Annotated in this window: 8 protein-coding genes; 5 read left to right on the top strand and 3 right to left on the bottom strand. The window is 69.2% G+C overall.

The genetic code is table 11. From position 1 onward, the window contains the following. Positions 1 to 14: 14 nt before the first annotated feature. The 3 genes from F9C12_RS38945 to F9C12_RS38935 are packed head-to-tail and all read left to right on the top strand — an operon-like array spanning position 15 to position 4434. Entirely contained in the window at positions 15 to 3296 is a 3282-nt protein-coding gene (locus F9C12_RS38945; RefSeq protein ID WP_409463789.1) for a right-handed parallel beta-helix repeat-containing protein, read from the top strand. A 17-nt stretch (positions 3297 to 3313) separates the two neighbouring features. Then, the gene (locus F9C12_RS38940; protein WP_409463788.1) at positions 3314 to 3712 is read left to right on the top strand and encodes a YbaB/EbfC family nucleoid-associated protein; all 399 of its coding nucleotides are present in this window, start codon (positions 3314 to 3316) and stop codon (positions 3710 to 3712) included. Then, positions 3709 to 4434: a hypothetical protein gene (locus F9C12_RS38935; protein WP_409463787.1), complete on the top strand. Its 726-nt coding sequence runs from the start codon at positions 3709 to 3711 to the stop codon at positions 4432 to 4434. Before F9C12_RS38940 ends, F9C12_RS38935 begins: the two co-directional genes overlap by 4 nt. Before the next feature lie 281 nt (positions 4435 to 4715). Here F9C12_RS38935 and F9C12_RS38930 read toward each other — a convergent pair whose 3' ends face one another. From F9C12_RS38930 to F9C12_RS38920, 3 genes are all read right to left on the bottom strand, one after another. Then, on the bottom strand, positions 4716 to 4868 hold the full coding sequence (locus tag F9C12_RS38930) for a hypothetical protein (protein ID WP_409179302.1): 153 nt from the start codon (positions 4866 to 4868) through the stop codon (positions 4716 to 4718). A 1413-nt stretch (positions 4869 to 6281) separates the two neighbouring features. After that, positions 6282 to 7331, bottom strand: coding sequence for a hypothetical protein (locus tag F9C12_RS38925; RefSeq protein WP_409179301.1), 1050 nt, complete (start codon positions 7329 to 7331; stop codon positions 6282 to 6284). A gap of 213 nt (positions 7332 to 7544) precedes the next feature. Further along, complete coding sequence (locus F9C12_RS38920; RefSeq protein ID WP_409179300.1) at positions 7545 to 7859, bottom strand: hypothetical protein; 315 nt, start codon at positions 7857 to 7859, stop codon at positions 7545 to 7547. A gap of 103 nt (positions 7860 to 7962) precedes the next feature. On the opposite strand from F9C12_RS38920, the gene F9C12_RS38915 reads away from it, so the two are divergent. Beyond that, positions 7963 to 19098, top strand: coding sequence for a TcdA/TcdB catalytic glycosyltransferase domain-containing protein (locus F9C12_RS38915; RefSeq protein WP_409463786.1), 11136 nt, complete (start codon positions 7963 to 7965; stop codon positions 19096 to 19098). Continuing rightward, complete coding sequence (locus tag F9C12_RS38910) at positions 19091 to 19648, top strand: type VII secretion system-associated protein (protein ID WP_409179298.1); 558 nt, start codon at positions 19091 to 19093, stop codon at positions 19646 to 19648. Before F9C12_RS38915 ends, F9C12_RS38910 begins: the two co-directional genes overlap by 8 nt. Positions 19649 to 19927 lie beyond the last annotated feature (279 nt).

The raw sequence follows: 19927 nt of genomic DNA, 5'->3' as shown, positions 1-19927 counted from the left end.
GAGAGGCGGAGACGATGAACCGACAGCTGCTCGTGGTCGGCGGCGACCGGCCGGGTGCGTTCGGCACCATCGGCGCGGCGCTGGCGCAGGCGCAGCCGGGGGCGACGATCAGCGTGCGCCCCGGCCGGTACGAGGAGAACCTCGTGGTGGACCGGATGGTGTCGCTGGTGGCCGAACCGGGCACGGCGGAGATCGTGGCGGCCACCGGGAGCGTGCTCGTCGCGAACGCCGAGGCGGTGCAGCTCAGCGGGTTCGTTCTCACCGGACTCGACGACCAGCTGGTCACCGTGGACGTGGTCCGCGGCGAGGCGGCGCTGGACGGCTGCCGGGTGTCCGGGACTTCGTGGGCGACGCTGCTGGCCCGGCTGGAGGGTTCGCTCGCCCTGCGGGGCTGCACGGTGACCAGCACCGGCGGGGCCGGGGTCGTGCTCGCCTCGCCGGCCCAATCGTCCCTTGAGGACACTGAGATCGTCGACGCCGCGTCGTCCGGGGTCGTCGCGGCCGAGACCGGTTCGGTGCTGCTCCGGCGCTGCACGGTACGGGGTGCGGCGGGCAACGGGGTGTGCGTGAACGGCGAGGCGGTCGCGATTGTCGACCAATGCGAAATCGTCGGCGCGCGGAAACCGGCGATGGTCGTGGAACAGCAGGGGCGCGCGACGATCACCGGGCTGACCGTGCGGGACAGCGCGAACGTCGACCTGTACGTGACCAGCAAGGGCCGGGTTTCCGTGGCGTCGTCGGAGTTCCGGGCCGCGCCGATGCAGGCCGCGCACATCGCCGCGGCCGCCGAGCCGGTGTTGCGGGACTGCGTGTTCGCCGGGGCGGGCGCGAACGCGGTGCAGGCCACCGGAACCGCCGCGCCGCAGTTCGTGGACTGCACCTTCGAGGGGTCTCCGGTCACGATCCTGGTCGACGGCCAGGCGCGGCCGCGGTTCGAACGCGCGACCGTGCGGGGCTCTACGCACACCGCGATGTCGGTCGGTGCGGAATCCGCGGTCGCTGTCCGCGGATTGCGGATGACGCCGGAGCGCGGGGACGGGATCGTCCTTTCCGGACAGTCCGCTTTGGATCTTTCGGACGCCGCCGTCGACAGCGGCCGGGGAAGCGGTCTGGAGGTCAGCGAAGACGCGCGGCTGACCGTGACCGACCTCCGGGTCGATTCCACCGCGGGCAAGGCGGTGTCGTTCGCCTCGAGCGCACCGTCGTCGGCGAAGTCGGTGCAGGTGCGCGGCGGCGGCTTGCACCTTTCCGGAACCGCGGAAATTTCCTTGCAGGACTGCGAGATCATCGATTCGGCCGGGGACGGGATCACCGTCGGTTCGGCGCTGACCGCTTCCCGCTGCCGGGTGCGCGATGCGCGCGGCAACGGGGTGTACGTCGCCGCTCGCGCGTCCTTCACCGAATGCGAGATCCTCGGCGCGGGCGAGGACGGCTTCCACGTGGAAACCACCGAACCGGTCAGCATCCGCGACTGCGTGGTCAACGACGCTTCGGGCGAACCCGTCAGCGGCGAACACGCGGACGTGGACAACCTGAGCACCGATTCCGCCCGGACCGCGGAACGGGCGCCCGCCGGCCCGCCTGCCGATTCCGGGGTCGCCGAGCAGACCGTGCGCGAGGCCGCCGGCGAGGTGCTCGAAGGCCCGCTGGGCGAACTGGAGGCGCTGGTCGGGCTCGCCGGGGTGAAGAAGGAAGTCACCGGCCTGATCAACCTGATCAAGATGTCGCAGATGCGCGAGCGGATGGGCCTGCCGATGCCGCCGATGTCGCGGCACCTGGTGTTCGCGGGCCCGCCCGGCACCGGCAAGACGACCGTCGCCCGGCTGTACGGCACCGTGCTCGCCGAACTCGGCATCCTGGCGAAGGGGCACCTGATCGAGGTGGCCCGCCAGGACCTGGTCGGCCAGTACATCGGGTCCACCGCGATCAAGACCACCGAGGTCGTGGAAAAGGCCGTCGGCGGGGTGCTGTTCATCGACGAGGCGTACACGCTGAGCGCGCCGACCGGCGGGTCCGGCCCGGACTTCGGGCAGGAGGCCATCGACGCGCTGATGAAGATCATGGAGGACCAGCGCGATTCGCTGGTGGTGATCGTCGCGGGCTATTCCGAGCAGATGGAGCAGTTCCTGCAGTCGAATCCCGGCCTCGCGTCGCGGTTCACGCGCACCATCGAATTCCCGAACTACAGCGTCGACGAACTGGTCACCATCACGACCGGCCTGACGCGCAAGCATTACTACGAAATGACCGACGACGCGCTCGCCGCGCTGCGCGAGTATTTCGAGCGGGTGCCGAAGAACTCGACGTTCGGCAATGGTCGCGTCGCGCGCAAGCTGTTCGAGGCGATGGTGAACAACCAGGCGTCGCGGCTGGCGCTGTACCCGCCGTCAAAAGACATCGAACTGAACCGGCTCACCGCCGACGACCTGCAGGCTGAGCTGGCACAACTGCCTTCCGCGGCGAAGTCGACGGTTTCGGTCGCCGCCGATCCCGCCGCCGCGGTCAAAACCAGCGCGGGCTGGAAACGGCTCAGCGGGCTGGTCGGCCAGAACTCGGTGCGGGAGAACGCCGAACGGCTGCTGCTCAAGCTCGGCAAGCTCACCCGGGAACGGCAACCGCTCGGCCATCAGGCGAACCTGGTGATCAGCGGAAAACGCGGCACCGGGCGCTCGGAGTACGCGAAACTGTACGCGCAAATCCTCTCCGAATTCCGGATGGCCCCGATGGGACAGCTGGTGCGCCGCAATCTCGCCGAAGAACTGTCGCCGCAGTGGCCGGGCCAAGCCGAACACCTGGTCCGGGCCGCGGTGGAGGACGCGTCCGGCGGCACCCTGGTCGTCGATCTGGACGGCGACTGGGACACCTCGCCGCACACCCCCGGCATCGAAGCCTTGGAAGCTCTGGCCGGAATGATCGCCCGCCGCCCGGCCGACCCGGTCGTGGTGTTCACCGGCGAAAGCGACCGCGTCGGCGAACTGCTCGCCCAGCTGCCCGCCCTGCGCGACGCCTTCCCGTACGGCTGGCAACTCGACGAGTACACAGTGGACGAACTCGCCGAGATCGCCGTGCGCCTGCTGGTCCGGCGCGGGCACGAGGTTCCCGACGACGTCCGCGCCGCACTCGCCCACGAGTTGTCCGCCGCGTCCGACCACACCGCGTACGCCGCGCACGAGCTGGCCCGCACGCTGTCGGCCGCCGCCGCGTCCCGCACGCTCGCCGCCGCCGACCTGCGCGGCATCCGCCCGCCCGACACCGGAGCGCTGGCCCTCGGGCCGGGCCTGGCGTCGGTCGGCTGACCTTCGGGAGGAGACCGATGAGTTCGCACCACGAGAAGATGCTCGAAGACGCGATGGCGGCTTATCAGCACCAGCGCGACCACTTCGACCAGGCCCGCCAGGACGTCGAAACCGCCACCAGCACCGTCACTTCCGCCCGCCGCGAGGTGACCGCGACCGTCGGCCGCACCGGCGAATTGACCGAGCTTTCCTTCCCCACCAGCGCCTACAAACGCATGGCACCGGCGGAACTGGCGTCGGTGATCGTGCAGACCGTTTCCGCCGCCCGGCAGAAATCCGTCGCCGCGGCCGCGGAAATGCTGGCCCCCATGCTGCCGCCGGGCATTTCCGCGCAGGAGCTGATGAGCGGGAAAGTGGACGTCAACGCCCTGTTCTCGGCGCGAGTGCCAGGATTCGACGAAGGGACTCTGCCGTGACCGACCAATTTTTCGTCGACGCCGACGGCCTGGACGGCGGCCGCGACGGTTTCGACGGCAAGAGCGCCGAACTGCGCACGCTGGCCCAGCGCGTGCAAAGCCTGGCGAACCCCGGCCGGATCCAGGACGCGGCCGGAAACGACAAGAACGGCAACGAATTCTCCACAACGCACATCCAGTCCGCGGCCGAGATCTACAACGGCATCAACGCCTGGGCGCTCGCGGTGGAAGCGACCCGCGACGCGATCGCCGACATGGCCACGTCGTTCCGCGAGGCCGACCAGGGCGCTTACGACGGGTCGAACGCCCTGTTCAAGAACTTCACCGACCTGAACGGCAAAGTGCACAAGACCGACCCGGGCGGTTCCGACGCGCCGCCGTCCGACTACCGGCGCGGTGTGCGGATCCAGGGCAAACTCCTCGGCAGAAACCAGGAAACGGAAGACGGCGACGGCTGGACGGCGGCCAAGAGCGTCCGGGCGCGCATCCCGGACCGCGGAACGGAACCCCTGCCGGACGAGAAACCTCAGCGGTTGAAGCGCCGGTCGCTCGAACGGCTGGTGGTCACTCGGGACGCGGAGGCCACCGCGCTGCGACCGGCGAAGGTCTTCGTCCGCTCGGAAAAGCCGGCGCACGCGGTCGAAGGCGAAACCGTGGGCTGGGAACCGGCGAAGCCGCTCCCCGCGCAACCGCCGGCCACCCCGGAAAACCCCCGTCCCTGATTTTCCGCGCCCCGAGGAGGTGCCCCCGCGATGAGTCTCATGGTGGACCCCAGCCTGAACTGGGTGTTCTACATCATCGCGGGCGACGCCTGGCCGCAGGGCGACGAGGACAAGGCCCGCGAACTGGCCGCCGAATGGGACCGGGTAGCGGCGGAGATTTCCGCCGCCGGAACCGGTTTCAGCCAGCTGGCGGAACAGGTAGTGTCCAATGTAGGCGGCGAGGTAGCGACCAATTTCGCGAACCACGCCAACAAACTCAGCACCATGGGCGCCGGTTTCTCCTACCGGGCCCAGCAGCAAGCCGCCGCGCTGCGCGAATACGCGCTGAATGTGGAAAACGCGAAATACGGCATCCTGATCTCCATCGCGGTCACCGCCGCGGACCTGATCTGGGCGATGACGAACCCGTTCACCGCCCCGTTGATCCCCGGCATCTGGGCAGCCGGGCGAACCGCCGTGATGCAAATCGAACGCTCGCTGATGTCGCGGCTGATGAGCCTGCTGTCGAGGGTCGGGCGAGAGGCCGCGCAGGAAGCCGCTGAAGAGGCGGCAGAGGAAATGCTGGCCGAATTCATCCAGATCGCGCAAGGCAACCGAGACGGCTTCGACTGGAAACAAATCGGCCAAAACGCGGCACTGGGCGGCCTCGGCGGGGCGTTCGCCGCCGGCGCGCACAGCAGTCTGGGAAAATGGGGCCACAACGTCTTCGGCGCAGCCGGAGTGGAAGCAGCCACCGAGGTGGTAGTGGGCATGTCCGGCGCGGCCCTGTTCGGCGGAGACCTGGACAGCCTGGGCTGGGGAGCCCTGAACGGCGGGTTAAGCGGCGCCGCCACCCACGGAGCCCACCACGCAGGCCAGAGCCTCCACGACAAACTCACCAACGGCGGCAACGACGGCGGCGGTGAGGGGAAGGGGCCGAACGACCCGGGCGGGGACAGCGGGACCGGGAATATCAAGGTGGCCCCGGTGAACGGCCCGAACGCACCTGACGGTTCTGGGGGGCTCGGGGATGGCGGTCCTGGTGGTGCCGACGGCACCGGGGGTGTAGGAGATGGCGGCTCTGGTGGCAATGGATCCCGGGGCACCGGTCCTGGCGGCGGCAACGGCTCCGGCGGGCACAGCGGCACCGGTCCTGGCGGCGCCAACGGCTCCGGCGAGCATGCCGGTATCGACCCCGGCCGCGGGGGCAATGGCCCCGGCGGTGCCAACGACCCCGCCAGTCCCAGCAGCACTGGCTCCGAGGGGCATGGCGAGGCTGGTCCCGGAGGCACCAACGATTCCGGCACCAACACTTCCAGCGGCAACGGCGACGTTGGCCAAGGCGGCACCCACAACTCCGGCACCAGCAACTCGACTCCAGGCAACTCGAACACCACCGGCGGCTCAACGAACGGCAGCCCCTCAAACGCCGCGAACAACTCCCCTTTGCCCGGCAACCCCAACCCGAATCCCTCGACCGGCTCCAACTCGAGCAGCGTCCCCGAGCCCGCGGGCAACTCCGCGACGGGCTCGCACTCGACGAGCGGCAATCCGTCACCCGGAGACCCGAACTCCGCAGGCAACTCCAGTCCGGCGAACCCGAGCAACCAGCAGTCGCCCGGCAACGCCAACACCCCTCCCCCGGGAAACCCCAGCTCAGCCGACGGCTCCACAGACCACCCGACTTCGCCAGGCAGCCCTGAGTCAGCTGGCAACTCCACGAGCACCCCAGACCCAGCGGACACCCCCAGCGGCAACACGCCCGCAACCGGCCCGGCTGGGGGCCCCGCCCAAGGCCCCGGCTCGCCCGGCAACCCTCCCGTCACCAACCCCAGCACCGAAAACCAGGGCGGACCCACCACCGGCGGTCAGAACCCCTCAGCCGCCAACCCCGACCCGAACACCGCCCCCGGAAACCAGAGCAACCCCCACTCCAATCCGGGCCCCGGCAACCAGGGCGCGAACGGCACCGGGCACAACGCCGCCCCGCCCATGCCGGACTCGGTCAAGACCACACCCCCGCCACCGTCCACACCCGACTCCGTCGCCACCGGAACCTCGAACTCCCCCAGCACAAACGGCGGCCAGACAGCTGGCAACAACGCCGTCTCGCCAACCCAGCACGACACCGGCCTCCCCGGCTTCGGCGGCAACCAGAACCCGCACTCCGCCACCGATCCCAACTCCCCGAACCCGACGGCGATCGGCCCGGCCCCATCCGGCCACTCGTCCCCCGTGGGCAACGCTTCCCCGAACCCCACCCCCGGGGCGACCCCATCCGCTGGCCCAGCCCCGAGCACGAGCCAGAGTCCGTCCGCCAACCCCGACTCCGCCACCCCGCAGCCCAAGCCGGTACCGCCGCCGACGTCGACCAGCGTCAAAGGCATCGACTCAACCCCGAGCCCCTCCCCGAAGACCACTGTCGACGGCCCCAGCCCGTCGCACGCCTTCCCCACCCCGATCCGAACCTCGGCCGCCAGCCCCGACCCGACCCCCGGCAGCCTCAACCACACCACCACTCCGGCGGCGAACACCGACCCGAACCCAGCCGCAAGCCCGATCTCAAACAGCCCGAACCCAGCCGCCACCCCAGTCTCAAACAGCCCGAACCCAGCCGTTACTCCAGGCCCAGCCGCCCAGCCGAGCCCCGGCACGCAGCCCAGCCCGAGCCCTGCTGCGAACCTGGGCCCGAACCCCGCGGCTGATCCGACCCCGGCCCCAGCCACCCAGAACCCAGCCAGCAACCCAGGCTCGAACGCCCATCCGAACCCGGACCGAGCTGCCGACCCCACCTCAGCTGGAAGTCCGCGCCCGAAGCCGGGCTCGAACCCGGACACTGCCGGCAACCCAAGCCCGAACCGGAATGCCACCCCCGGCACGGACTCACTCGCCAACTCCATCCCGAAGCCGCGCGCCACGGCCGGTCCAACGCCGAGTCCCTCCCTCAATCCGGCCCCGGTCGCCACCCCGAACGCTGCCCCGACCCCGGCCCCGGGTCAGACGTCCACCGCCTCCCCGAACCCCGCGGCGATCGGCCCGGCCTCGTCCAGCCACCCGTCCCCCTCGGACAACGCTTCCCCGAACCCCACGCCCGGTGCGACCCCATCCGCCGGCCCCGCCCCGAGCACCAGTCAGGCACCCACCATCTCCCCGGCCCCAGCTGCCAGCCGAAACTCCACGACTTCCCCCAACCCGGCGGCCAGCCAGCGCCCCATCACCGACTCGAACACCGCCACCAGCCAGAACACCACCACTTCGGCCAACCCAGCCACCAGCGCAAAACCCGCCGCCGAACCGGCTCCAGCCGACTCCACCCCCCAATCCCCCAAGACCAGCCCGGCCCCACCCGCGGCAAAGCCGATCAACCCCACCCCCGCCCCGCGACCCGGCGACGGCGCCACCTCGAATCGCCACGCCCCCGTCGCCGCGCCGAAGAAGCCCGGCAACCCATCACTCCACACTCCCCTCGCCCCACCCAAGGGACCTCAGCCGTCCCTCCACACTCCCGTCGCGGCACCCAAGAAAGCCACCCCATCCCTTCACACCCCGGTGGCAGCCCCGAAAAAGCCGACTCCCGCCGGACCGGGGCCGAACGTCGGCAAGCATCCCCCGGTCACCGGCGGCAAGGCCGATTTCGCTCAGCACCACAAGAACTTCAAGTACACCGTCGTCCACGAAACCGGGATCATCGGCGACCTCGGCACCCGCAACCAAAACAACCAGAACAGCATCGGCGTAGTAGCCACCGTCGCCGCGACCCCAGGCGACGATCTCCACGCCCTCGCGGAGAAGTACTCCACCGGGTTCACCGGAAACTCCTCCGACGGACGATTCGCCCTCGTCATCGGCATCAACGGCACACCGGGCTCAGAACAAGCGATCACCCAGAAAATCCAGCACTTCCAGAATACCTGGGACAACCGTTTCTCGGTAGCAATTATCGGGTTCACCTGGAAACACCCGAGCAACCCGAAGATCGACCAGAAGACCATCCCCTACGGCGGCATCCGCGAAACGATCGCCCGCAATCCGGTCACGGAAAAGCTCGTCGGGCAGATCCGGGAAGCCGGTGGCGACAGCGAGGTCTACCTGCACACCGGCGACGCCGACGTCCATTCCCTCAACACCCGCACCGGGCCGTTGTTCGACGCGGTCGACACTGCGGTCCGGCAAAATCCCGAGGGTCCGCCAGAGGTGCTCAGCGGCGGGTACCACGTCCGGCCGGAGGACGGAGACCTCGCCAATCGGGCCGCGCAGCTGGACCTCGACGTACGGCAGGCGCTGGCCGGAGTCGACTCCCGGTCGGTTTATTTTCCGGAGCCCAACACGTTTGTCCGGATGCCGGGGAACAAACTCGAGAACGACGCGACTTTCGGCACCAAAAACCCGAACACCGGAAACTTCGACTACGGAGCCAAAGAAGGCCAGGGGCTGATCGATTCAGTTCTGTCCCAACGCAATCCTGGCTGGCAATACAGCGACCACCCGGCGGCAATCGCGAAATTCTCCTCCGCTCTCGCCATCCAGACCGACGGATCGCGCATCGCGGGCAAACTCGGCACCGACCCGCACGGCATCACCGCGCTGACGCAAAGCCACGCCAACGAAACCACCTGGTCCGACCAGATCGGCCATTATCTCGGCAACCACACGACTCTCGACCCCAATCTGGCCAAGATCGCCGCGAAAGCCGCGTTCCACGGGATCAGTCCGGGCGGGCCGACCCCGAACCGGCCAGACGTCTTTTCCGATGTCGTCGCGAATTTGCCCAAGAACGAGCGCACGTCGCTGGTCAAGGGCATGAAAGAGAACGTCGAGGACGGCAAGAAGCTCGCCGACCTGACGCTCGCCACCCGGCAAGCCCTGGTCGACAACCTCAGCGGCAACCGGCCGACGGCGGCGCAAACTCCTGCTGCCGCGCCAAAAAACCACCCGCAGGCGAAATCAGCACCGAAGCCGAATCCGAAAACCCTGCCGGGGCCGAAGGAATGGAACGGGCGTCGCGACACCGCACCGGTCACCCGGTTTTCCTCGGAACGGTTCGACCCAGTCAAGAAGATCGCCGACCAGTTCGCCGGCAATCGCGCGGGGCTCAAGGGCGGGCAGCTCGCCGGCGCGATCGCGCACATCCGGTTCGACGTACGCCGGTTCGAGATCGCGCCGGGCCAGTGGGTGCGCGAGCACACCATCCCGATCGACCTGACCTCGCGTTCCGGCTCAGTCTCGCCTGAGCAGCGGGAACAGTTCGTCCAGGACCTGCAGGCCCACCTCGACGAATGGGTCAACCAAAGCTCCCGGCTGCCCGGCGGCGACCAGCTGCACGTCCGCCTCGACGTCCGCGTCGCCGACGACCTCCACCCGGACGACACCAGCTGGCAGGCCGACCCGCGCCGCCGGATCCCGGTGAATCTGCACGATTCCACTGTGGACCCCGATACCCCGGACACCGACCAGCTCAACTGGGACGTGCGCGACCCGGCGTTCGGCGCCACGCACGAGCTGATGCACTTCCTCGGTCTCGGCGACGGCTACCGGAACGACGAAATGCTGTTCAACCGCGACGATCAGCCCGGCGTGATGGGTCCGGACGCGTGGCACGATTCCCGGCTCACTCCGGGCAATCTGGCCCAGATCGAGCAGGTCTCGAACACCGCGAACATCCGCGACCACCACCTCGGCGACGCACCCGCGCCGAACCCGGCACCGCACCAGGACGACCACCGTGCACCGTCCGAGCCGGACGGCAGGCCGAACCTGCACACCCCGATCAAAGCCCCGCACGAGACCGCCGAGAACTCCCGGCCCGAACCGGACAACCAGCCAGGCACCCCCGACAACACTCCACAAAGGACGAGCACCGAGCAGAACCAGCCACCGCACCAGGGCTCGGACGAGCAGACCGAGAAGCCCGACAGCCGTCCCCTCGCCGACCGGCTGCCCGAGTTCGTCCGCAACGGCAGGGCGCTCGGCTCCGTGGTTCCGGTCGACGTCCGCGGTGCCAAGGACGTCGGCACGAGCATCGAAAACCTGATCCACCGTCTCAACCCGAAGCAGCAGAACCCGCCGCAGACGCACGGCATCGACGCGATCACCGATTCGCTGTCCGGACCCGAGTTCGAGTCCTTTATGGGCGATGGCCGCAAGTCGATGGTGCGGGCCGGCGAGAAATGGTACGAGGTGCACGTCACCGCGGAGCCGGACTTCAGCTCCGTCAACGCGGACCAGATCACCAATCTCGAGCAGCCGACCATCGGCGACGTCAAGAACGAGGTCAAAACCACTCACGCGAGCCCGAACACCGATACCACCGCGAAGGTCGTCGGCACCTCGTACTTCGGGCTTTTCCCGGCCGGTCCGTACGCGTCCGTCGGCGGCACCGCGCAGCTCGCCAGCCCGTCCGCGGAGCACACCGGGACCACCACCGGCACCGATCAGCGCGTGATCCGCACCGCGGGCAACATGCAACGAGCCGACGCACCGGTCAGTTACCGGATCACGGTGCGCACCGAAACCGGCGGAATGGTCGGTTCTACAGTGGACGGACAAGTCGGCCTGGTCCTCTCCGCCGACCTGGCCAACCTCGAAAGGGAAAAGACGGCCGGACCGGCTGAGCCGAAACCCGACTGGGCCAAGAAGATCGAATTCCTTTCCCCGGAAGCGGTCGACTTCGACGAGAAGGCGCTTTTCGAGAAGGTAAGCAAGAATCTGCATCCGTCGGTGACGAAGTTCGGCGCCCCAGGCCGGACCTCGCTGCGGGAATTCCTCAGCCGCGGCGGCGTTCGCAGCATGCTCGGCACCGCGATGCAGGGCAGCCCGGTGGTGTCGAACGACCTGCTCAGCCCACACGGAGCGCACCGCGACGCGGTACAGCTCTCGGCGCGGCCGACGAAGGTCGAATACCTCGGCACGATCCCCGGCGACAGCGAACTGCGGTTCAACGATTCCGCGGTGAGCGGCGGAAGCACCACCGTCTCGTCCAAATACGGCGGCGAGGTGAACGCGATTTTCGGCGGCGGGTCGTACGTTCCCGGCTCGGTCGGCGGAGTCGCCGGGGTCAGCGGCAGCTACTCCCGCAAGGTCAGCCAACAGTCCACAAGCGGCACGAGCTTCACCAACAAGTCCACAGTGAACGCGAAGGGCGACATCGGCCTGTACAAGGTGACTGTCGATCTCGAAGTCACCACCTCAACCGGGGAAACGACGACCGTCCAGGCCACTTCGTACACGCGAATGGGCCTGCCCGAAGCGAAAGCCCAGGGACTTCCGGTTCCGAAACACACTCCGGCGAAGTTCAAGGACGTCGGCGCGCGCTACGAACCGCCCTATCTCGCCGCGGCCGTGGCGGCGGGCACTGCCCGGCCCGGCTCGTTCGAACCGGCGACCCGCGTTCAGCCACAGATCGAGAACGCGCTGCGAAACCTGCCGGGAGCGGGCAAATTCCTGCCCCGCTGGGACAAATTCCAGAGCGACGACCAAGGCTCCAGCCGCGACGTCGCCGAACGGTTCGCGAACCTGCGGAAGATCACGTCCACGTTCTCGGTCGCCTCGCTCCGGGGCAAAATGGACAGTCTCTTCACCCAAGGCGTTTCCACGCAACTGAAGCGGCGCGGGCTCTTCACCGACGAATACCTCAACGTGACAGTGAAGGCGAAGCCAGGGCCGGGCAGGCACCTCGGTCAGGCCGACGGCCGCTCGGTCAAGAACAGCAACGAAACGAGCCCCTCGCTGACCAGCGCGACCACCACCGAACGAGGCTGGTCGGTCGGTCTCGAGGGCCGGGTGATCATTCCCGGGGCGACGACGGTCGCGAACCTCGGGGTCAGCCCCACGGTGAGCCCGTTGCAGTATTCGGACACCCGGACGTGGAAGAACTCCGGCGGCCCGACTGTGACCACGACGACCGGCAAGGGCGGCAGCCCGGATTCGCAGGTGTTCGAGCACGACGTCGAGTTCGAGGTCGAAATCACCAGCTACACCCGCCACCGGCCGTGGGTGCGGCGGCTGACGCCCGGATCGCCGTTCCGGGTCGCGCCGAAGGTGTCCACTGTGGCCAGAACCGGCGACCCGGACCTGCCGAAAATCCAGGGCAAGGTCGATCTGTGGCTCAACGACGGGGCCGCGCTGACCAAGGACCCGGCGGAGTTCAAGCCGGGCAGGCCGGGCGTCGTCGCGATGCCGCCGAACGCCACCCCGAGCATCGACGACCTGCTGACCCAGCAGCAGGACCAGCCGACGCCGAAGTTCCTGCACGTGGAAGCGTTCGCCAACACCGAGGCGCTGCGGGACGAGGCATTGCGCCAGCTTCAGCGCGCGGCCGGCGGCGACGCGGTGCTCGGCCTCCCCGGCAGCGAAGCGCGGGCTCGCGTGGACCGGATGTTCTCGCCGGAGAACTTCCGCGGCCTCACGCCGAAACTGCTCAAGCAGGGCGGGACGGCGAACGGTTTCCGTTACGAACGCCGCGTCGCCGACCGGGTCGGCGGCCTGGGCATGGGCATTTCGCTGAGCAATCCGAAGCTCGTCGCGGTTTCGGCAACCGGCGGCGGCGACCGGACGTATTCCGGCGGGTCGAAAGCCAGTTACGAAGACACGCGGAAACAATCCGTCGAAGCGAACGTGCAACTCGGCGTCACCGTGCGGCCGGCCGGCAGCGATGCGCACGGCCAAGGCCAGCTTTTCGGCACCGCGAAATGGAGTCCCTGGCAGCGCAGCTCCGGATCGTCGCACGAGATCACCGCGAGCATCGACCACACCAGCCGGTCCTCTTCGGACAGTCGCACCGTGCTGGTGCAGTACGACGCTAAGGTCCGGCTGATCGCGGAAAGCCGCCAGGAAGGCCTGGTCAACGGGTCGATTTCGCGAGCGGGCGCGGACGTCCTCCTGCCGGGTTCGGTCTACGTCGCGATGACCGAGGACGAGGCTCGCGCGGAAGGGTTGCTGCCGCCGGTCGAACCGCGTACGCCGGCGCCGGGCAAGCTTTCGGCTCCGCCGCTGGTCGGCGGCAAATCCAGTTCGCTCGGCTCCGCGGTGCTGGAGGACGCTCCCAACCTGACGAAACTCGTGCAGGAAGCCCGGCAGCGGCTCGGCGGGCTCGGCGACCGGCTGCTGCCGAAATCGGTGCTGGACGATTCGATGAACAACCTCCAGCGGACGCTCGACACCGCCTCCCCGGAAGCCGTCACGTCTCTTGTGGACAGTGCACTGGACGGCGGAGTGTCCTTGCTGGCCCAAGACCCGGGCGTGCTCTGGACCGACAATTACCAGCTGCTGCTCAAAGCGAAGATCCTCGACACGCGATTCCTCGACGTGAAGCACGACGGCAGCGAGGTCGACCACGTCGTCAACGCGACCCGGACGGACAAGAACAATTCCGGGCACGGTTCGTCGTACGGCGGTCAGGTCCGCGGCGCCGGCCGCGGGTTGTTCCAGGACAGCCAGCCCAAGGTCAGCGGCTACGACGGCGCGTACCTGGGCGCTTCCGGGACTCGCGCGAAGAGCGACCAGACCGTCGAGAACAAGGCCACGACCACGGCGTTGACCTCGTCCTCGAGCGGCCCGTCGGCGCGGTACCAGCACCAGGTCCAGTTCGAATTGGTCGTCGCCCGGGACGGGCGCACCTACCCGGTCGCTTCGCAGGAGGCGACCGTGACCTCGCGGTCGTCCGCGGACGACCACAAGATTTCCGGCGACGAGCAGTACCACACCAAGCTGTACGGATCGCGGACGACCGAACTCAGCGCCACCGAGTCCACTTCGGACCGGCTGGAAGCGTGGCAGCGGGAAGGTTTCGGCCCCCTGCCGAAGTCTTCGACCGTCGAGGGACTCCGCGGCGCGGCGGACGTGCGAGCCGGCGCCCTCCGCGCGCTGCGGCTGGCTGGCGCGGGCAACGGTCTCACCGGACCGGGCACCGGCGCGCACAACACGCTCACCTCCTCGATCACCAACGAGACGCTGCAAGCACATCTCCCGAACATGGTCGGCAAACCGTTCGCCACCCCGGATTTGCATTCCTCCGCGGTGACCGGCAGCAGCCACGCTTCGGTGAAGATCTACACCCGCGTGGTGAAGCCGGATCTGGTCGGATTGAGCGATTCGGTGAAACTGGAGCGTTCGGATCAATCCAGTTCCGCTTTCACCGGCGAGGCCAAGGAAACGGTCACCGGCGAGCAGCAAGGCAACCTCGGCACCGGCGGCATCACCGACCCGGGCCGGAACGCGCATTCCTGGGGCGGCCTCGACGTCCGCGGCCCGGTCGGGCAGAACGATCCGACGTCCAGCACCGCCGCGGCACAGCGGTCCGTGGTCGGCAAGGACAAGGGCCGGACCGGGCTGGTCGGCTTCGACGTCGAGTACCGGATCGTCGCGACGGTCGACGGCAAGACCGCGGCGGTGGAGGTCCGCGTGCCGCAGTCGTCGCGGACGCGGATGAGCGAACCGGATCTGGAGCAGGCGCTCGGCGGACCTTTGCCGGCCACGCTCGCCTCGGCGCAAGACGCGGTGAAGAAAGCCGCCGAGGATTGGCGCACTGCGGAAGAGGAGCTCGAAAAGGCACAGCGCGATTTCGACGACGCGTGGCTGTCCGAAAAGGACAACCTGCGCACGACGACCGACGGCGCGCGCGGCCTGAACCTCCCGGTCGACGGCGATCCGGTGCAGCACCTGCGGCAAGCGGTCCAGACGGCGCAGAACGAAGCCCGGGAAATCGGCCAAGCTCTGCGTGCGGGCAACGACGAAATCGCCCGGCTCGACGAACGCGATGAGCAGCTTCTCGCGCTGGCCCTCAGCGAGGAGCCGGGCTCCGCCGAGCAAAGCGATCTGGTCGCGAGGGCCTGGGACACCCAACGGCAGGTCCAGCAGATCCGGAACGAGCAGGCCGAACTGGTCCGGCAACGGCAGACCGCGCAGGACCGCGCCGCACAGCTCCTGGCCGTGCTGGACGAGTACCGCAACAATCACACCGACCACTCCGCACGGCAGGACGACGCGGCCAACCGGATCCAGGATGCCCGCGAGAAGGCGGACGAGGCTCTGCGGAAATGGTGGCAGGCAAAGTCCGAAGTGGACACCAAGATCACCGCGCATGCCTGGCCGCGTCCGGCGGAGAACACCCCGGAACAACACCGCGAGGGCACCGTCGAGGTGAACGACACAGTGTCCGGTTGGGACGCTGACACCGATCGGCCCTACCACTTCGACCCGGCGGAAATCCAGGTTCGCCAGATCACCGACAGCTCCGGCCGGGTTCGCGCAGTCTCGTTCCTCCCGGCGGACGAGCACACGGAAAGCGTTGAACGGGACTGGGTCGCCGACAATTCCCGTACGGTCAGCACGCTTCCGGAAGGCGCGACACCGGACAAGTTCGACCCGCTGGTGAAGCAGGCCAACGCCCACGGAGCCACTCCGGAACTTTCCGGCCGCCGGTTCGGCGAGTGGGCCGACAAGACCGCGGCGCCGTGGGACGACGACTCCCTCTTCGTCTTCGCCCACGGACGCGAGCAGTCGGTCAAGGTGACCCTGCTCGGCGGCCGCACGGTGCGGGTCGATGGCGACACGTTCGCCCGGATCGTCGCCCAAGCCGCACCGCTGGCCCAGGCTCATTCGGTCACGCTCATCGCGTGCAGCACCGGACAGACCGACGGCCCGGGCGGCCTGGCGCATGACTTCCAGCGCGCACTCGGCGAACTCGGCGGACCGTCCACAGTGCACGCACCGACCAAACCCACGTTGTTCGGCCGTGCTTCGGCGACGCTCGGCAAGGCGATCGGGGCGACGCACAGTTTCACCGCGGTCACCGACGGCGGCTATTTCCGCACCTTCGGCGATCCCGTTCGGTCCACTGCGGACACCGCGCCGCCCGCTGCGGAAAACCGCTACTCCTCGCCCGCGGAGCTGATGGCCGACCTGCGGCAGACCGCGGTCAACGGCCCGCCGCCGGCCCCGCTGCTGGGACCGGACCTGTTCGGCCTGTACCGCGCCCCCGAACCGCCGGAATTCCTGCGCGGCCACGATTTCCGCACTCTCACCGCCGGACAGGGCATCAGCTTCCTGGACCTGCTGGACCTCGCGAAGGGCTACCAGCTCGGCCGCGAGCACCTGGATCCCGCGAACCTGGACGACAATCGCGAGTGGACTCTCGAGAAGGAGCGGCCGGACGACCAGCTGTCCGCCTGGGCGCCCGGCGACGTCGAACCGCTCCCCAAAACCACGTCGACGCCGTTGCTGATGCACGCCATCTGGCTGGGCGGCCCGCTCAAGGACACCGGCACCATGCACGCCTTCCGCCGCAACTTCGGCGACGCGGCGGACCGGCTCGGCGACGGCATCGTCCCGGTGCTCTGGACGGACGTGCCGCGCTGGCAGACCGAACTGGCGCTGACCACCGCGGCCCCGGAGGAGGGCCCGGATCCGCTGCACGACGTCCGGGATCTGCTGCGCTGGGCGGCGGAACACCGGATCCAGCTGATCAATGTGGACGAAGTGTTCACCAGCGAGCACCCGATGCGGGCGCAGGAGTTCTACCTGTCCGAACTGGCCAAGCAGACCGGTCCGGGCTTCGCCGCGGCGAGCGACATCCTGCGGCTCGAGCTGATGCACCGGTTCGGCGGCCTCTACACCGACGGCGACAACGTCGTGCACGGGCTGGACGACGTCGTCCGCGCCGCCGAGTCCGCCGCCGGCTACGCGGTGCACCGCGTCGGCGGGAACATCGCGAACTCGGCGTTCACCATGGCGAAAGGACATCCGTTCGCGGCGTCCTATTTGGACCAGCTGCGGGAGAACTACGGGCGGACCCAAGCGAATCTGATGCCCCGCGAGGTCGACTCGCTCGGCCAGAACTTCTTCGCCACGCCGCTGGGCCGCGTGCACCGGCAGTCGGTGATGTACCGCTCGGGCCCGGTCGCACTGACCGAAACGGCCCGGCGGATCGGCCTGAACTCCGCGCTCGAACTGCCGGGCATGACGGAGATCCGGATGAACAGCGACCACAGCTGGCTCCTGCCGCCGCAGGGCGACCCGGCCCCGCTGGCGGACCGGATCGAGACTTTGGCGCTGACTCAGCGCGTGATCCAGACGCTGGTGCGCGGCCTGCACAACCGCGACGGCGACCTGCATCTGACCGCGGTCGAGCCCGCGGTGCGCCGGCACGCCGACCCGGATCTGGTGTGGCACGCGGCGTTGTCCTACCTCGCGGCCGACCCGGAGCTGTCCGCCCTCATCCGCACAGTCACCGACCGCAGCAGCTACACCGGCAAGGTGCACGACGTTCCGCTGCCGCCCGCGGCCCGCGCGCTGCTGACGATCGACGACAGCCGCGTGCACTACCACCTGGGCGAGGTCCAGCGCGCCGCCACCCTGCACGCCGCCGACGCGGTCTTGGTAGCGGATTCGCCCACCCCGCTGGAAAACTTGATCGACACTCTCCGCTCCGCGGAGGGCCCGGTCCCGCCCATCGAAGTCACCGGCACCGGCCCGGACGGCCGAGCGCACGCCACGGCGGCCGCACGAGAATTGGCCGGGAAGCTCGCCGACGCCCTGGGCACCGATGTACTGGACCGCGTGCCGGTGAAGATCCGAGTGTCCGAAGGAGACGGTCGCGTCTCGATTTCCTTCCGCCCGCCCGACGGACCCGCGATCGAGATGTCGACAAGCAGGCCAAGGGTGTACCGCGGCCTGGACGACGGCCCCGCACCCGCGACCCCTCGGCCCTGGACGCACAACGGCCGTACCGTAGGGACGCACTACGCACCGTCCGAAGTGTCCGTTCCTGATCGACAGTCTATTTTGTCCACCGATCCGGCGGCGGTCCGCGCTTTCACCGAGCAGCTGCGCACCAACGGCAGCGACCGTCCCGCCGACGCGGTCACCGTCCGGCTGTCGGCCGCCGAACACCCGACCGCGGACTTCCTGCTCGGCGACACCGCTGAAACGGGCCTTCTGCTCGAAGAATTGGTACGTACCGCCACGCACCGCTGGTGGTTCCGCCCGACCCCGCCCGCCGGGCCGATCGCCTTGAGCGACCGGGACGGCACCGCCAAGCTCCTCGGCTGGGTCCTCGCGGAACTCGGCCGCGGCGAATCGGCCGCTTCGCTCGCCGAGAACGTCGCAAGGCACGAACGCCCCGACCTGATCTGGGCCGCGGCCCGTGAACTGGCCGCGCTGTCCCCTGTCCACGCCGAGCAGCACGCCGCCCTCCACCTGCACGGCGTGACCGACACCCTGCTGGGCAAGCCGGACGCCTCCGCCGTGCTGTCCGACCTGGCCGAAGCGACCCGGGCCGGCGCGGACGTCGGCCGAATCGCCGAAGCCGTCGAGGTGCTGGACCGGCACGGCGCCCTTGATGCGCTCCTGAGCGCCCCCGGCGGCCGTTCCTTGCTGCTCGAAGAAATCGCCCGGATCGGCGACCGTCCGAGCCCTGACGGCTACGCCCGGTCCCTCGCCGCCGCTGTCCAGAATCTGGCCGCGAAGAACCTGTCCGCGGACGCGTTCCGCACCGCAGTACGCACCGCCCTCGACGGCCCGGCCAGGCGACCGGCCCCGCATCGGCTGAGCGTCGTCGGCCTGGGCTGGCTGGACCGCTGGCATACTGCCGCCGCCATCCGGAGATACCAGGCGGAGGAACGCGCGGCGTCCGCCCGCCAGGCCGCTGAACTGGCCGAACTGGCGGAAGGAGGCCCCCGCCATGGCTGAATCACCGGGCGCGAAGGAGGGACCGGCGATGTCCGAGGACCAGTGGGTGCTGCTGGTCGACCCGGCGTGGCAACCGGCGCCGACGACCGGCGGAACCGAGGTTCCGAGCCCGCCGCCGCGGGCCGTGGTGGGCGGCTGGCTCGCGCGCGCGGACGGCTCCGTCAGCCGCTTCGAGCCCAACCCGTCCTACGAACCGGCGGCACACGACTCCCCGACCGACCCGCTGGACGCCGTGCTCCGCCTGACCGCCCGCGGCGAGGCGGACTTCGACCAGCTTGCCGCCGTCTTCCGCGAGTCGGCCTTCGCCGTGGCCGTGGACACCGACGAATCCCCGCTCGTCGCGCCGTCGCCGGACAACATCCCGTGCCTGCTCGTCACCACGGCCCCGGCCCACCGCCGCCGAGTCCGCGCGGCCGGCTGGCGTCCGGCCGGTCCGCTCGACCTGCTTCGGCTGCTGAACGACCGCGACGGCGTCGACCTGCTCCTCAACCCCGGCTCGCCGGGCTGCCTCCGGCTGCTGGCCGACAGCGTCCGGGAGATCACGACCTGACCGGTCTGTCTCAATGACGCTGGCGTCTAATTCGTAGCGACCTCGCATCAGTTTCCGCCTGGCGCTTCCGGCTCCCCGACGCACCGCGACGCCGGTGCTCTCCCGGTTTTGTCGGTGGTGCGCGCGATGATGTCCCGGACAGCAGCCGACTTGGGGAGGGACGGCAATGCGAGTGTTGATGAGCGGTGAAGCAAGAGTCGAGTACGGGCATCTCTATGTCCGGACCCTGGCCGCACCTGCCATCCGGCCTGCCGTCGTTTCGGCGTACCCCGAGCCACT

It is taken from the genome of Amycolatopsis sp. GA6-003 (assembly GCF_046267895.1).
GTDB lineage: Bacteria > Actinomycetota > Actinomycetes > Mycobacteriales > Pseudonocardiaceae > Amycolatopsis.
Note: the sequence above shows the minus strand (reverse complement) of the source record. Positions and strands in the feature narration are given on the sequence as shown.

Coding starts and splice junctions, on each gene's coding strand:
- F9C12_RS38945 (WP_409463789.1), top strand. CDS start 15: ATGAACCGACAGCTGCTCGTGGTCGGCGGCGACCGGCCGGGTGCGTTC.
- F9C12_RS38940 (WP_409463788.1), top strand. CDS start 3,314: ATGAGTTCGCACCACGAGAAGATGCTCGAAGACGCGATGGCGGCTTAT.
- F9C12_RS38930 (WP_409179302.1), bottom strand. CDS start 4,868: ATGCCGGGGATCAACGGGGCGGTGAACGGGTTCGTCATCGCCCAGATC.
- F9C12_RS38910 (WP_409179298.1), top strand. CDS start 19,091: ATGGCTGAATCACCGGGCGCGAAGGAGGGACCGGCGATGTCCGAGGAC.